The following is a 15,329-nucleotide window of genomic DNA, read 5'->3' on the forward strand; positions in this document are numbered from 1 at the left end:
CATTCCACCCGCAATCGGTACAAGTCACGAATAGTAATGGATTTTTCCACGGACTTGCCGCCTCACCCGCGAATGCGCGGGAAGTTAATGGACCATTCCATTAAATCCCCGCCCGTCACCGCGTGCTCAGATGTTACTTCCCGCTCGCGTGCCACACGCGCACGATGACAGTCGCAGCCTGCTCCCGCGTCAGCGTCGCCTTCGGCGCGAATCGTCCTTCATACGGCGTCAGCCAGCCTTGCTGAATAACCGCCTGCACGGCCGATACGGCGCTTGGCGTAATTTGCTTGGCGTCCGCCAACTCGGCGACAGCCGTCGCTTTCAGCTTCAGCGCGCGAGTCAGCAGAATCGCTGCCTGCTCCCGCGTGAGCGTCGCGTCCGGCGCGAACGAAGTCGCGGACACGCCGCTAATCAGACCAGCCGCCACCGCCGCATTCACGTCTTTGGCGTACCACGCGCTCGTCGGCACGTCTTTGAACGCCGATGCCGCCTTGCCGCTCAAGCCCAGCCCACGAGCCAGCGCAGACACGAATTCCGCGCGGGTGACCGCTTGCTTCGGCTTGAACGACTCCGTGCCGTCGCCGATGCCGCGAAGCAGCTTCGCCGAACGAGCGGTCGCTACAGCGTCCGCCGCCCAGGCAGCGACTGCACTTTGATCTTTGTATGCGCCGGCGATAGAAAGCCCAGTCACCGACCGAGCGACCGACGGCGCCGCATCTTTCGTATAACCCGTCACTTCAACCGTATAGTACCCTTCCTTCTGACCCGCGAAGGAAGCTTTGCCGTTCGGGTCCGTGATGACCGACGTTTGGCCAACGGTTACAGTCGCGCCTGCAATAGGCTTCGCCGCTTCGAACTTGCCGTTCTCCCAATCCCATGCGCGATTCGTGACCGTCACGGTGAACGCCTGACCAGGCTTCGGCTGAGCCGGAGAGAGCACGATCGGATCGACCAGCAACGTGGTGCTTCCACTGTAGTAGATGACCACTTCGTCGCCGTCTTCGAGCAGGAACGCGTCCGTACCCACCGCCGGTATGATCCAGTCGCCACCGCGAACAACCGCGAAGCTCCAGCCGTCGTAACCGCCGTACTTACCGCCGGCAATACCGTCAATCGAGTTAATATATTTGCCGAATGAGGATTCCTTCACTTCGTATTTAACGCCTTTGGCTTTGAGCAACTGTTCGATCGCCTGGAAAGCCGTTCCGCCCTGTGCGATGCCGGATGCCGTTACGCCGGCGTCTCCTTCGACACGTACGCTGACGTTCTTCTCGTACGTGGCGACTTTAACCGGAACCGACGATGCAACGACCGTCGGGACCGCATCCGTGCGGTAGCCGCCGATTGCGAGCACGTATGCGCCTGCTTGCGGAGCTGTCAGCGTTGCTTTGCCGTCCTTGTCCGTTTTCGCAGAAACGCCGCCGCCGAGCTTCACATTCACGTCTTCCGCCGGGCTTACGACCAGCTTGTTCGCGTCCCAATCGAATGTTTCTTTCTCAACGGTCACCGTTACCGGTTGGCCTGCGCGAGGCGCCGCCGGCTCGAGCTTCACCGAATGAATCAGCGATGTTTCCGCTCCGCCGTAGTAGACGACAAGCTCATCGCCCTGTTTAAGCGCGAACGTGCCCATACCTTCCGTAATCGTCACCCATGCGCCGCCGCGCTTGACGCCGTAGTTCCATCCATCGTACCCGCCAAACTTCGCGCTGTCGAGACCGCCGATAGACGTCAGCATAGGTCCGAAAGAGTAACGCTCGACTTTGTAAGCAAGCTTCGACGCGTTCAGTGCATTCACGAGCGCTTCGAGCGCCGTTTTGCCTGTTACCGAACCGTTCGCAACCGTGCCGGAGACGCCGTTTACAGTAACCTGAACTTTCGATGTCGCGTTAACGCCCGCATATAGGCCCGGCAAGCCATCTAACCAGCGTTCGGCCGCCGTCAATCCGAGCAATGCATAATAAGAAGCCATTCCGTCGGCTTTGCCGCCGAACGTATGAGAAAATTGACCGTCAGCAAGACGGAATTCAAGCAGACGAGTCAGCGCCGATTTGCCGTCTTTGGAAAATCTCGCGTCGTTTACCGGATCGATGCCAAGCGATGTCAGCGCAATGACGACTTGGGCCGCGCTCTCGCTCGACTCCGCGGCACCGCCGAATCCGCCGTTCGCCAGCTGAACGCTGGAAAGCCATTTTAAAGCTTCTTCTGTAGCGGATTTAACTTCCGGACTATCCTGATAGCCCGCCAGCGCGGACAAAACGATGCCTGTAATATCCGTATCGCTCTTACCTGCCGTCAGCGACCAACCGCCGCCGTTAGTGCGATGGTCGACGAGCCACTTCACCAAGTCGTCTCTCGACCACTTGTCGTTCGTGCCAGGCACGTAGCCGGCTGCATCCAACGCAAGCAGCGCATACGCCGGCGCGTTCGGACCTTGCGCTGTTATTTTATCGAAATTCGCGATTTTGCCGAGCAAGTCCGTCTTGCCGGAACCGACTTTGCGTACGTCGCCGCCGACCGCATTCACAGCCAGCGCCACGCGGGCGAAATCCGTTACAAGCCGCAAGCTGCCGCTATCCGCGCTCTTCGCCGCCTCGGATAAATAAGCTGCGCCGACCGTCGCGCCCGAGCGTGCCAATCCGAATGCCACCCAGTCACTCGACGGCTGCGACTTGCCAAGCAATGCTTGCAGTCCGTCTACCGCCTGACCCACTTGCCCCCGGATCGACGCCTTCGCGCCTGCTGCCGAATCGTCGCTTGCCGCGCCCGCAACGCCCGCCCAAGCACCCGCGACGAGTTGCAATGCAACGAACATTGCCAGCGCACCGCGCAACCAACCTTTAAACCCTCTTACTTCTTTCATGCTTTTCCCCACGTTCACCTGACCGCACGCTCCTCTCTGAATTCGCGTCTTCGCCTTCTCCCAAACGGCGAAAACATTCTTGCTTGCAGAGTGAAGGCAACAAAAAAACATCTCCCTCCCGGAAGATGTTCGCGTGATGGCCGAGCCACTCCTTGCCGTTGCTAAGGAGGGCGAGCGTTCGGAATACGATCCGTTCGCGCTCGCCAAGTCGCTCCGCCGCGGAAACCCGCTACCCGCAATTAGCAGGCGCAAGCCGTCATCCGCGGCCGATGCCGCCACACCTCCCCTATTCCTCGTAGGTTATCGGGTGTTTGTCGAGAACGGGCAGGTTTCCTGGCTCCTGGATCAATGCCTCCCGGACCTTCCCGCATCCGTCTACCGACGGCCGCAGTGGCATATTCCGCTTGGCTCCCCATGGTCAGTGGCGGGACCGCGCCGGTATCGCACCGGACTTCCCTATTAGGGCGTATCTGAAAACCCTGAATTTTCAGACACGCCCTAAGCTCTTGCGAGCACCCTGTTCTCCGCCGTATTCACTTGGTCGACCGGACAATAGCTGTTTACGATCCGATCGCTGCGCCTCGCGCCCCTCCCGGGGACATTAGGCTTGTGTAGCCATAGTAACACGCATGAAGTGGACTGTCCATTGGTCCAATTATGCATTTCCCCGCTCCCGGCGCGGCCTGTCAGCTTCTTATCCACACGTTTCCGCATTATGATTTTACGAAAAACAACGTTCCCCTCTAAAGCTTTTGCTTCATTCTGTCGATAAACCTATTATCGTGTCGGTTGCTGAGAAACTCTCCTGTCGCGTACATATCATTCTTTCATATACCGGGGTGTACGATGAAAAATTCAACGATTATTGGATTAGGTTTAGGTTTTGTCGCGCTTATATTGGGGATGTTCCTGAAAGGTGCGCCAATCGTCAGTCTCGTTAACAACCCGGCGGCTTACGTCATCATTCTCGTCGGTACTGCGGCTTCCGTGTTCGTCGCTTTTCCGACCTCGGATCTCGCCAAAGTTCCGAAGCTGTTCAAGCTGATTTTCTCGGAACCGAAACTGATCGCCCGCACGGATCTCATCGCAATGTTCATGGAATGGGCTACGATTACTCGCCGCGAAGGCTTGCTTGCACTCGAAGCCCGCGTCGAAGAAATTCAGGATCCGTTCCTCAAGTCGGGCATGCGAATGATCATCGACGGCAACGACCAAGACTTCGTGCGAGATGTTCTGCTTGAGGACATCTCCGCGACGGAAGATCGTCACCGCGTCGGAGCCCAGATTTTCTCTCAAGCGGGCATGTATGCGCCAACGCTCGGGGTTCTCGGGGCAGTTATCGGTCTGATCGCCGCTCTCGGCAACTTGGCCGAGATGGAGAAGCTCGCGCATGCCGTCGCAGCCGCTTTTATCGCGACTTTGCTCGGTATTTTCACCGGTTACGTGCTCTGGCACCCGATCTCCAACAAGCTGAAACGGTTGTCCAAGCGTGAGATCGACCTCAAGCTCATGATGGTCGAAGGATTGCTCTCGATTCAGTCCGGCGTATCGACGATCGCTATCCAACAGAAACTGCTTGTATTCCTGACCCCGACGGAAAGACTTGCTCTAGCGGATAAGGAGGATACGCAGCGTGAGCAAAAAACGGCATGAGCATCATGAGGAGCACGCGGACGAATCGTGGCTCCTTCCCTATTCCGACTTGATGACGCTATTGCTCGCCCTGTTTATCGTTCTCTATGCAGCCAGCGCTGTGAACACCGCCAAGTTAGAGCAGATGAGCCAGGCGTTCAAGACGGCGTTTAACTCCGGCATTAGCATTTTTGAAAAAGGCGACATCACCCGGGATAACGACATGAAAAAGCGCTCTGCGGAAAACGAGTTGAAACACAATAACGGCACGACGAAAAAGACTGAGACTCGCGAAGAGCTTATGCAGCAAGAACAGCAGAACCTTGAGCAGTTAAAGAAAGATCTCGACAAGTACATCAAGAAAAGCGGGCTGTCGTCTCAGCTTGATACGCAGCTTAACCATTCGCAATTACTGATTACGATAAGGGACAACGCGTTGTTCCCGTCCGGAAGCGCGTCAATCAAGCCCGATTCCCAGAAGCTCGCCAAGGCAATCGCGCAAATGCTGGATCAATATCCAGGCTACGAGATTCTCGTTGCCGGGCATACCGACAACCAGCCGATCAAGACGACTGAATTCCCTTCCAACTGGGAGCTTAGCTCGCAGCGCGCTGTCAATTTCATGAGGATTTTGCTCGAGAACAGCAAACTCGATCCGAAGCATGTCAGTTCCACCGCTTACGGCGAATACCGTCCGCTCCAATCGAATGACACCGAAGCCGGACGCGCGATCAACCGCCGCGTAGAAGTGTCTATCCTTCGCAATTACGTCGAGCCGACGGACGCGAACAGCACCGATCGAACGCTTAGCGCAATTGCGAACGACGGTAAGCAGCAGCCGTAAGCTGCGCCGATCATAGATAAATAGAACGCCCGAGGAAGTTCGACTTCTCCGGGCGTTTCTTTTTTGGATCGTCGGCCAACATGCACAAAATAGCGGAACCTATTGCCGCTACCGAGGAAAAGTACGCCTACACCCGCTTGGTCCGTTTCTCCCATTGGTGTAATAAGGTTGCCAGCTCAGCCCACGTCACTTTTCTGCCGGGGTGGGGCACAGGCTCCGGCAACAACCCTTCCGCCCGCAGCCACGTCAAGTCAGCTCCGCCGGACGTCAGCCAATCTGCACCCGAACCGTGATCTTCCGGCGTCTCCCGCCCGTAGGCGCCACCCCACCCTGAACTCGCACGCTCCATGACGACCTCCCCCTTCCCGCGCCAAGCAAGCATATTCCGCCACATCGCCGTGACGTCGTGACCGTACCGATGCGCTTGGTACGAACGCGACCACTTGCCCCCGAGATCTTCCCAGCAGCTGACTGTGCCGTGCCAGCCTTCCCGTTCCAACAAGTCCGCGTCATGCCGCCCAAGCGCAGCTCCTCCGGAAGAAGTCGAGAATGAGAATAACAGCCGCATTCTCTCCTCGATCGCAGATTCTTCCGCCCACCTTCCCGCTCCGAGCGGCGCCCACCATGGTCCGAGCATCCCCGACGTCCATCCTCTCGTCTCGATGGCCGCTTGGCAGAACGCGACATCGCCGCGAATCCCATAACGTTCTCCAAGTCTCAAGTACGTTTCCGCTACGTAAGGCGCCGCTGGATTACGCCGCCTTACGTACGCAGTCATCCGCTCGGCATCGCAACATGCCCGTCCGACGATCGACAGCTTGCCCGACGGCTCCAGCTCGGGATGCCCCCGGAATACGTCTGCGACTTTGCCCCCCATCCGATCCACTCCAACCGCGTTTTGCCGCAAGTTTGTCCTGCCTATCTCTAGCTTATTCACGGCTTCTCCCGGTTTGACCTTATTTGCCAACCTGATACAATAAAAAAAACGCCCGCAGCATCTGCTCAGGAGCGTTCATGGTACTCTTAATCACAGTTTATACCCACAAAACAATAAGAAATGTGCATAACTCTGTGGACAACCCCGTAGTTATCCACAAATTCATGCACAGCATGTTAACAACGAATACATGTTCGCGGAGTAAGGAGCACTTCTCATGTTGATAACTGCAGATGAACACTGGATGAAAGAAGCCATCCTGCAAGCCCGCATCGCCGAATCGTTGGGCGAAGTGCCGATCGGAGCCGTCGTTGTACGGGACGGCGAAATCGTCGGCGCAGGGTACAACCTTCGCGAGCGCGATCGGGATCCGACGGCACACGCGGAGATGATAGCGATCCGCCAAGCGAGCGAGAAGCTGCAAGCTTGGAGATTGCTCGGTTGTACTTTATATGTCACGCTAGAGCCTTGCCCGATGTGTGCGGGCGCCATTCTGCAATCCCGAGTGGAGCGTGTCGTGTACGGCGCATCCGATCCGAAAGCCGGTTGCGTCGGCACGTTAATGGACTTGCTCCAAGATTCTCGCTTCAACCACGTGAGCCCCTGGACATCAGGTGTGCTGCACGAGGAATGTTCGGCCTTGTTAACCGACTTCTTCCGAAAGCTGAGGAACCGTTAAACCCGCCAGCTTGCTTAATTCTGCTAACCTGCGGTATTCCGCTTCTTCCTTCCGGAGGCGTTGAAGCTGAACGATAAGACGATCGGCTTCTTCGCTGACCGCTACGATCTCGGGATCGGTCAGGCTGCCAACGTCGCTGGCCATCTCGCACAAACGACGCTGCAGCAGTTGGAGGCGTCTTACCAAATGCGTAGTCTCCAGGCAATCCAATCTGACCTCTCCTCATTGCACGTTATCGTGTTTTGCGCTCCTTTTCACTAAGGTTCAAGCAACCTGCAGCTAGGGAAAATGAACTACACAAATTATAGGACAGACTTACTCAAATTTTTGTAGAATGGTGTCGTTTCAATCGCTTTATTTTCCGACAAAATTAGTCAATAATACCTGCTACTTCAGTCTGAGAAACGGGTCGCCGAGTGCGATCAAGGAGGAATCGCCGTCATGAGCGCTCGCATTATTCTCGTCGAAGACGACGATGCCCTGCACCGGGGCATCCAATTCACCTTGCAACAAGAAGGTTTCCTGGTGGAGGGGGCAAGAAACCTATCCGAAGCGAGAGACCTGCTCGGAAGCGGCACGACCGACTTGCTTCTGCTTGACGTGCAATTGCCTGACGGCAACGGCTTCGATTTCTGCACGGAAATTCGGCGCTCGATGGATGTGCCGATCATTTTCCTGACGGCGAGCGATCAGGAATTCGACATCGTTCGCGGGCTCGATCTTGGCGGTGACGATTATGTGACAAAACCTTTTCGCCTCCGCGAATTCGTCTCGCGCGTACATGCGGTGCTCAGGCGCCGTTCAAAGATGAAGCCAGAGGAGAAAGATATCATCGTCTCCGGCCCGCTCTCGCTGTCTGTCGGAGAGATGCGGCTCGACAAGCAAGGCCAGGACATCCCGCTGAGCCTGACGGAATTCCGGCTGCTCCGCTTGTTCATGTCCCATCCCCGCTCCGTTCTGTCGCGCGATCAGATCATACAACACGTATGGCCGGACGGCACGGAAGTGCTTGACGACAACACGGTGGCTGTCAACATTCGCAGGCTGCGGGAGAAAATCGAGAACGATCCCCAACGCCCCGATAGGATTGTGACGATCAGAGGAGCCGGTTACCGATGGAACGATTAGAGCGCATCGAACATCGCTTGCCGCTCGGCGCGGGAAGAATATGGAGGAATCCCTCTACGAGGAGGCTGGCCGCCGCGCTATGCCTTCTTTTCGCGCTGTGTCTCGCCTTCTCATTCTGGTACAGCCGGCACTCCGCTCAGACGCTGAAAGCCGAGCTGCTCGACAAGCAGGCCGCGGCGATCGGCCGCTTGGCCGCGAAAAATCCGGATCAGGCCGCCGATTGGCTCAATCTTTACCTAGACGGCAAACGTCCGACGGCCGAAGAAATCTCGGCAGGTTGGAAGGTCATGTCGCAATACGGCGTAACGCCTACATTCGCGACAGAATGGCTGCCATCCGCAAATGCACATCGCTGGCAGACGTTCTGGGCGCTCCTCGCCGTATTCGCAACGCTATTCACGCTGTCTGCCGTGTTGCTGCTCCTCCATCACCGACGCCAACTGACGGACATTCGCGACCTCGCCCTCGACATCGAGGAAACGGTTAAACACGACCGCCCGATTCCCTATCGTCTTTACGATGAAGGAGAGCTTGGACTGCTCGCAAGCGGCGCTCAAGAATTATCGCTTCGCCTCCGGCAGACGATCGAACAGCTGCACCAGGACCAAATCTTCCTGAAAGATACCGTTGCCGACATCTCCCACCAGTTGAAGACGCCGCTTGCCTCGCTTGCGATTTACATCGACTTGTTGCAGGAAGGCAACGTCGACAAGCTTCATGCCGAGGAATTTCTGAAGATCTGCCGACGCGAGCTCGACAGAATGGAATGGCTGACGCTCACGCTGCTGAAGCTGGCGAGGCTGGAGGCGAACGCGCTGGATCTGCATATCGCCGAAGCTCCGCTGATCGACACCGTGAAGCAAGCGTCGGAAGCGGTCGAACAGGCGGCGATTCAGAAAGGCGTCGACCTCGTCTTCGAGACGGATGGCCAGTACGCCGGCGGACAGCGGCTCGTCGTCCCTCATGACCGACGCTGGTTGTCGGAAGCGATCACCAACGTGCTGAAGAACGCCGTAGAGCATAGTCCACCCGGTACAACGGTCTCGATTGGGCTCGAGAGCACCGCCGTCTTCGCCCGGCTGCTCATTCGCGACCAAGGTCCGGGCATCGATCCGGAACATCTCCCGCATATCTTCAAAAAGTTTTATCGCGCCCCGGGCAAGGGCAAGGAAGGCAGCGGCGTCGGCCTCGGTCTGCCGCTCGCCAAGTCGATCGTCGAGAAACACGGCGGATTCCTGTCCGCCGCTCCTGGGGAATCGGGAGGAACGGTGTTTACCGTCGCGCTGCCTCAGCGTTCTTTGCCGGCGGCGCCCTTCGACGGCAACCCGTCCCGCAAGCTTACAAAACTGTAAGCTTGCGACCGGAGCTCCTGTAAGGTTGGCCCTTTATACTTGGGTTCGTAGCAGGGGGAAGCTGCGTAGACGCTCGTTCCGCGCTTCCCGAGAATCCAACATCGGAGGATGAATCCCGACATGAACGTCATACAAGTAGACGGTTTAAGCAAAAGTTATGGTACAGGTTCAACGAAAGTAAACGCGCTGCACGGCGTGTCCTTCTCGATCAAACAAGGCGAGTTCGTCGCCGTCGTCGGGGCGAGCGGCTCCGGCAAGAGTACGCTTCTTCATATGCTCGGCGGACTCGACAAGCCGACGGGCGGTTACGTGCACATCGACGGCGAAGACTTGTACGCCTTGAAGGAGAAAGACCGCGCCGTGTTCCGTCGCCGGAAGATCGGCTTTATTTTCCAGGCATATAATCTCATTCCCGTGCTGAACGTCGAAGAGAACATTCAATTGCCGTTGCTGCTCGATCACCGCCAGCCGGACAAAACCTACGTCGACGATCTCATTCGTACGCTCGGCTTGCACGAACGCAAGAAGCATTTGCCTTCGGAGCTGTCGGGTGGCCAGCAACAGCGCGTCGCCATCGGTCGGGCGCTCGCCTACCGGCCTGCGATCGTGCTGGCCGACGAGCCGACGGGTAACCTCGATTCCGCGAACGGACGCGAAGTGCTCGAGCTGTTGAAGCTGGCTGTCCGGCAATACCATCAGACGGTCATCGTCATCACGCACGACATGAACGTTGCCGCAGAAGCCGACCGCGTCATTCGCCTGCAAGACGGCGTCATTCTCAGCGACACGCACAGCCGGGGGAATGCTCTATGAGAAGCTATGGCGCAATGGCGGGGAAATATTTAAAGCAGCAGAAGAAGAAAGCGATTCTGACCATCGTCGGCATTATGCTCTCCGTTGCGCTTATCAGCGCGCTCGGCACGATGGGTCAGGCGCTTAAGGACAATTTCGTTCGGCAAGTCGAACTGAGCGACGGTAAATTCGAGCTCGGTTACACGAAGCCGACGCCTGCCCTCGTCGATACGCTGCGCAAGCACATGCTTGTCGATAAGCTCGGCCTGATAAGCCCCGGGACGTCCACGGAGCTGGATAACGGCTACGGCATTAAGCTGGATGCCGCGAACACCGACGCGTTCGGATTGCTGCCCGCGCAACTTCAGGAAGGCCGCTATCCGGCGACGCCCGACGAGCTTGTCGCGGAGCAATGGATACTGGAGCAGTTGCCGGGCTCCCCGAAGATCGGCGGAACGACGGAACTGAACGCTCCGGACGGCAAAACGCATACTTATCGTATCGTCGGCTTGATGAAAAATCAGCAGATGACGCAGTTTGAAGGCAGCGCCAAAGCATTTACGCTCCTGCAAGACGGCGCTTCCCTAGGCGAGCAGTCGATGGTTGTCTTTACCTTAAAGAAAGGCGTAAAAGTCGACGCGCACCTCGACGAGTTCCGCAAGCTGAACGAGAATCTATTCGAGAACTTGCAATTGCTCGCGCTGCGCGGCGAGAGCGGCACAAGCATCGATCTGGCGCTGTCCGTCATTATGGGGACGCTGATCGGCCTCGTTGTGCTCTCTACCGTGGCTGTCATCTATAACGCCTTCCATATCGCGGTATTCGAGCGTATCCGGCAATTCGGACTGCTGCGCACGCTTGGTGCGTCGCCTCGCCAAATACGTAACCTCGTGTTCCGCGAAGCAACTGTTCTATCTTTCATCGGAGTGCCGCTGGGTTTGTTCATCGGCTGGTTCGGCCTATGGTTCGCTCTGTGGCTTATGAAGCAATTCGGCTTACGGATTTTCATGATGGACGACTTTAAGTTGACGTTCCATTGGTGGATTATGGGCGGCAGCCTGCTGATCGGTTTCCTTGCGGTGTATATTGCGGCTTGGCTGCCGGCGCGCAAAGCATCGAGCGTCTCTCCGGTGGATGCCGTGAAGGGCACGGGCACCATCGTTCGGGAATCTTTCCGCCGTCTGCGCATTCCTTCCCTGCTGACGCTGATCGGCATCGAAGGCAAGATGGCGTCGACCAATATTCGCCGCAACCGGACGAAGTTCCGCATTACGACATTCTCCATCGTCGTCAGTATCATGCTGTTTATCGTGTTCCACTATTTCACGCAGCAGCTGGTCAGTATGACGACAACGACAAATGAGAACGACCGGATCGCCTTCCAGCTTATCCAGTCGTTCAGTTCGAAGCAAGAGAATGCGGCGAAGAAAACAGACGATCTCCTCTCGGCCGACCAAATCGCCAAGATTCGGAAATTGCCCGGCGTTGCGGCCGTCTACGGCGGCTACACCAACCGTTCCGCGAATGCGATCGTTCCTGATACGCTGATCAACGCCGATTTCTCCAAGAAGACCGGCAAGTCGCTAGCGACCGTTGATTGGGAAGGCCGCAAAGATGCGCTTCTCAGTTCCCGCATCGTGCTTTACGACGATGCCCGTCTCAAGGAAGCGGCCGATTATTTGAAGTCGGGGTCCGCCGACCCGCAGAAACTGGCGGACGAAGACGGCGTTCTGATCGTCCAGACGATCAAGCCGGTCGTCTCCGACGGCAAAACCGAGATCATGCCGCTCACCCGCTACAAAGTCGGGGATCGGATCAAACTTGACCTCTCTAATGACGGCAGCGCGCCGGTGAAAGATCGCGTACGCGAAGTGAAGGTCGCGGGCATTCTCGAACAATCGCCGTTCGACTCCCCTTATCAGAGGGAGCCGGGACTTGTGATTATCGCCGCGAAAACCACTTTCGCCAAGCTCGCGGCAGTCGGGTCCTCTGAAGAGTCCGCCGCCCTGGCTACGCGACTGACCCGCTTGGAAATTGCTTTGAAGGACAAGGCCGACCCTGATCCAATCAAGCGTGCGCTTAGCGAGATGGCGAACCCCCAATCGGGCATCCGTCTTGTGGACACCGCGCAATCGCAGAAGGAAGAGCGGCAGTTCAACTTGCAAATGCAAATTTTCGTCTATGGCTTCCTTATCATCATCGGAGGCATCGGCAGCTTAAATATTATCAACACGATACAGACGAACTTGCTGCTGCGCCGCAAAGAAATCGGGCTGCTGCAAGCGGTCGGCATGACGATGGGCCAAATTCGGAAAATGGCTGCGGCGGAAGGAATCTGGTTCGGCGTCATCGGCGGCATATGGGGCATCGCGATCGGCTACGGCATCAGTTACCTGCTATACGCCAAACTGAACGAGGTGCAGGGCGTACCGTTCGAATTCCCTTGGCTGGCCGCTTTGCTGGCCAGCGGGACCGCTTTGCTCGTCGGGCTGCTGTCCGTGCAAGGACCGCTTAGAAAAATGGAAAAAGCGAATTTGCTCGAAGAACTTCGCGTTGAAGCTTAATATCTACAAATAACAAAAGGGTAATCCCTCAGTTTGCCGCCCATCGCGGTTTACCGAGGGATTACCCTTTTGCAGCAGCCCACAATCGTTCTATACGGCATAAAGATCGCGTGATATATTCAACTTGTAGGTGCTCCGGCGAAAGGACGTGGCTTAATGAATGAAGAAAAAGGTACAGCAGTGGTTGAATCTAAGAAGCTAACGATTACAGATATTAAAAAAGCTTTGAAAGCTTACGATAAAGAAACATTGTTATCAATCATTCTAGATTATTATAAACAAAGCCCTGAAGTGTCAGGGAAATAATGGTTTATGATGATGAAGATGAAGAGTTAGAGGCGTAAGTAAAAAATGAAGATTATATTCGAGGGTGATATCAATGGAGCTGGAGATCGTCAAGATAACAGCTTTTCAGTTTGGAGAGTTAGTATTCGCATGCGAACAATCGAGTGACGACATTTCTTGTTACTTCGATAAACAGACTGGTGATATTGAAATGCTGGGCGACTATATAGAATCAGACCCAGAGCTTGAAGAAAGAATCGAAGAAGAATTCGGTGAACGATATATTAGGGTGCCTAAGATTGAATCTTGGCAATCGTTCGAGGACATGGAAGAGTTCGTAACGACTGTTCAAGACGAACGAATGCAGAAGTCGCTTGAACGAGCTTTAAGCGGCGGCAAAGGCGTATTCGGGAGATTTAAGGATACCTTGTCGGACGATGATGATTTGTTGAATGCATGGTATGCATTTAAGGATCAGAGGAATAAAGAACGGGTAATTGAGCTGCTTGAAGAAGAAGAGAATATTAAACTAATCGTTGACGCTTAAGGGGCTCCGTCCTTTGTCGTCTAGATGTCTTGTACACACGAACGACCGAGACCGTGAGGAGGAAGATTTATGCTATTTATGATGATAGTCAAAGCCTCGAAAAATGCGGAAGCCGGAATTCTCCCGAGCTCGGAGCTAAGAGAAGCTATGTCGAAGTACAATGAGGAATTAATTGAGGCAGGCGTGCGGGTTATGGCTAAAGGACTTCATCCAAGTTCAAATGGGATTCGTCTTTCGTATCCAGAACCAGGGAAAAAACCGGTGGTTACGGATGGCCCATTTACGGAAACGAAAGAATTGATTGCGGGGTTCTTTCTAATTGATGTGAAGTCGAGAGAAGAAGCCATCGAGTGGGCTATGCGGGCGCCGGACCCGATGGGACATGGGGAAGGTCAGATTGAATTGCGTCAAGTATGGGAGGAGCCGGAATTGACGGAAATCCCTTCGTCCTAGAAGGAAACTAAACGGTCGAATCAACTGGTCGAGTAGGGGCCAGCGGCCCCTACGTCGGCGGACGTTCACTCCTGTTGAACCGTAATTGCCCCGCTTGCGCCTTGGCGATATTCCGAAGGGGTCTGGCCGCTTTTCTTGCGAAAAATTTGCGAGAAATGACGAACATCGGAATACCCTATCCGTTCGGAAATATCGGCGATTTTCAGCTCGGAGTCCCGCAGCAGCTCCATCGCCCGCTCCATCCGCAGTTGGGTGACATACTCCTTGAATCCGTGGCCGGTCTTCTGCTTGAACAACTGGCTGAAATAGATCGGGTTCAAGTAAACGATCGATGCCACTTTCTCCAGCGAAAGCTCGGTATGATACTGTCCCTGAATGTATTGCAGCGCCACTTCGACCGCCTGATCTCCGCCGCTTGCGTAGTGATCGTAGACTTGGCTGACCGCAGCCTTGCGCATCCGCCTAACCTCTGCCGGAACCTCGTTGAAATCGGCAAGCCGCTCGGAATGCAGCACCTGGAACGGTACTTTCATATAACGCTTCAAGTGGCTGCGAAGCTGCTCGGTCAGTCCGTGCAACGTGCTCTCCTCCCGCAGCGTCACAAGGCCGAGCAAACTTTTTGCATCGATGCTGGCGACAAAACCTCTCCCTGACGATTCGATCAACTCCGACAGCACGTTTTCCACGATAAAATGCTCCAGCTTCATGTCTCGCTCGCTTTCTACACGGACCATCAACAGATGAAAGCTCGGATGATTTTCGGTGAAAGGCTTCAGATCGATGCCGCCAAGATCAAGGCCCGATGCCCAGCGAGCGAAGACGGCCTCCCGCAGCAGGCGCAGATTGTTTTTCAGCAAATGCGTTTCCTTGGAGCGTACGCTTTCCTGTGCAATCTCCTCGCCCAGCTTGCGGATCATCTCGATCAAGCTTTCCTTGCCGATCGGCTTAAGCAAATAATCCTTGGCACCGAGACGAACGGCCTCTTGGGCATAGGCAAATTCCGAATATGCAGAGATGACGACCCATTTCACATGGGCATGGCTTTGGCGGGATATTTCCATCAGCTCCAGGCCGGTCATTCCGGGCATCAGCACGTCCGTGAATACGAGATCGATAGATTCGTTTCTGAGCAGCACAACCGCGTTCTCCGGATTCGCCGCCTGGTAGACGGCATGCTCCGGAAAGTGATGGCGGATCGTCCGTTCGATGCCGCTGCGAATGACGCTTTCGTCATCTACGACAAGAATGTTCATCCA

Annotated in this window: 14 protein-coding genes and 1 riboswitch; of the genes, 10 read left to right on the forward strand and 4 right to left on the reverse strand. The window is 55.7% G+C overall.

The window, feature by feature from the left end; translation table 11 throughout:
• Nucleotides 1–133: 133 nt before the first annotated feature.
• Nucleotides 134–2,878, reverse strand: a complete 2,745-nt coding sequence (locus tag ACFPOF_RS05710) for an S-layer homology domain-containing protein (RefSeq protein ID WP_378130488.1) — start codon at nucleotides 2,876–2,878, stop codon at nucleotides 134–136.
• 288 nt (nucleotides 2,879–3,166) lie between these two features.
• A riboswitch (cobalamin riboswitch) is annotated at nucleotides 3,167–3,372 on the reverse strand.
• Between the two features lie 334 nt (nucleotides 3,373–3,706).
• Here ACFPOF_RS05710 and motA point away from each other — a divergent pair.
• Both motA and ACFPOF_RS05720 read left to right on the forward strand, forming a co-directional pair.
• On the forward strand, nucleotides 3,707–4,513 hold the full coding sequence (motA, locus tag ACFPOF_RS05715; protein ID WP_378130490.1) for a flagellar motor stator protein MotA: 807 nt from the start codon (nucleotides 3,707–3,709) through the stop codon (nucleotides 4,511–4,513).
• Nucleotides 4,494–5,336 (forward strand): flagellar motor protein MotB, encoded by an 843-nt coding sequence (locus tag ACFPOF_RS05720; protein WP_378130492.1) that lies wholly within the window; start codon nucleotides 4,494–4,496, stop codon nucleotides 5,334–5,336. The genes motA and ACFPOF_RS05720 overlap by 20 nt, the downstream gene beginning before the upstream one ends.
• Before the next feature lie 127 nt (nucleotides 5,337–5,463).
• Here the strand turns inward: ACFPOF_RS05720 and ACFPOF_RS05725 are convergent, their stop codons facing one another.
• A complete protein-coding gene (locus tag ACFPOF_RS05725) occupies nucleotides 5,464–6,213 on the reverse strand; it encodes a hypothetical protein (RefSeq protein WP_378130494.1) in 750 nt (249 codons plus the stop codon).
• Between the two features lie 277 nt (nucleotides 6,214–6,490).
• Between ACFPOF_RS05725 and tadA the strand changes: the two genes are divergently transcribed.
• Nucleotides 6,491–6,952 carry a tRNA adenosine(34) deaminase TadA gene (tadA, locus tag ACFPOF_RS05730; protein ID WP_378130496.1) on the forward strand — a complete coding sequence of 154 codons (462 nt, stop codon included), beginning with the start codon at nucleotides 6,491–6,493 and terminating at the stop codon, nucleotides 6,950–6,952.
• Here the strand turns inward: tadA and ACFPOF_RS05735 are convergent.
• Nucleotides 6,917–7,138 (reverse strand): Spo0E family sporulation regulatory protein-aspartic acid phosphatase, encoded by a 222-nt coding sequence (locus ACFPOF_RS05735; RefSeq protein ID WP_378130498.1) that lies wholly within the window; start codon nucleotides 7,136–7,138, stop codon nucleotides 6,917–6,919. The genes tadA and ACFPOF_RS05735 overlap by 36 nt on opposite strands.
• A 255-nt stretch (nucleotides 7,139–7,393) precedes the next feature.
• Here ACFPOF_RS05735 and ACFPOF_RS05740 point away from each other — a divergent pair, with 255 nt between their 5' ends.
• The 7 genes from ACFPOF_RS05740 to ACFPOF_RS05770 all read left to right on the forward strand — a co-directional run bounded on the left by ACFPOF_RS05740 (nucleotide 7,394) and on the right by ACFPOF_RS05770 (nucleotide 14,073).
• The gene (locus ACFPOF_RS05740) at nucleotides 7,394–8,080 is read left to right on the forward strand and encodes a response regulator transcription factor (protein WP_378130500.1); all 687 of its coding nucleotides are present in this window, start codon (nucleotides 7,394–7,396) and stop codon (nucleotides 8,078–8,080) included.
• A complete protein-coding gene (locus tag ACFPOF_RS05745; protein WP_378130502.1) occupies nucleotides 8,068–9,432 on the forward strand; it encodes a sensor histidine kinase in 1,365 nt (454 codons plus the stop codon). The genes ACFPOF_RS05740 and ACFPOF_RS05745 overlap by 13 nt, the downstream gene beginning before the upstream one ends.
• A 120-nt stretch (nucleotides 9,433–9,552) precedes the next feature.
• Nucleotides 9,553–10,245: an ABC transporter ATP-binding protein gene (locus ACFPOF_RS05750; RefSeq protein ID WP_378130504.1), complete on the forward strand. Its 693-nt coding sequence runs from the start codon at nucleotides 9,553–9,555 to the stop codon at nucleotides 10,243–10,245.
• Nucleotides 10,242–12,788, forward strand: coding sequence for an FtsX-like permease family protein (locus ACFPOF_RS05755; protein ID WP_378130506.1), 2,547 nt, complete (start codon nucleotides 10,242–10,244; stop codon nucleotides 12,786–12,788). Before ACFPOF_RS05750 ends, ACFPOF_RS05755 begins: the two co-directional genes overlap by 4 nt.
• Before the next feature lie 156 nt (nucleotides 12,789–12,944).
• Nucleotides 12,945–13,094 carry a hypothetical protein gene (locus tag ACFPOF_RS05760; protein ID WP_378130508.1) on the forward strand — a complete coding sequence of 50 codons (150 nt, stop codon included), beginning with the start codon at nucleotides 12,945–12,947 and terminating at the stop codon, nucleotides 13,092–13,094.
• 73 nt (nucleotides 13,095–13,167) lie between these two features.
• Nucleotides 13,168–13,620 (forward strand): UPF0158 family protein, encoded by a 453-nt coding sequence (locus ACFPOF_RS05765; protein WP_378130510.1) that lies wholly within the window; start codon nucleotides 13,168–13,170, stop codon nucleotides 13,618–13,620.
• A gap of 69 nt (nucleotides 13,621–13,689) precedes the next feature.
• Nucleotides 13,690–14,073: a YciI family protein gene (locus ACFPOF_RS05770; protein ID WP_378130512.1), complete on the forward strand. Its 384-nt coding sequence runs from the start codon at nucleotides 13,690–13,692 to the stop codon at nucleotides 14,071–14,073.
• A 65-nt stretch (nucleotides 14,074–14,138) separates the two neighbouring features.
• Here the strand turns inward: ACFPOF_RS05770 and ACFPOF_RS05775 are convergent, their stop codons facing one another.
• The gene (locus tag ACFPOF_RS05775; protein ID WP_378130514.1) at nucleotides 14,139–15,326 is read right to left on the reverse strand and encodes a response regulator; all 1,188 of its coding nucleotides are present in this window, start codon (nucleotides 15,324–15,326) and stop codon (nucleotides 14,139–14,141) included.
• Nucleotides 15,327–15,329: the final 3 nt, after the last annotated feature.

Source organism: Cohnella soli (genome assembly GCF_042655525.1).
GTDB lineage: Bacteria > Bacillota > Bacilli > Paenibacillales > Paenibacillaceae > Cohnella > Cohnella soli.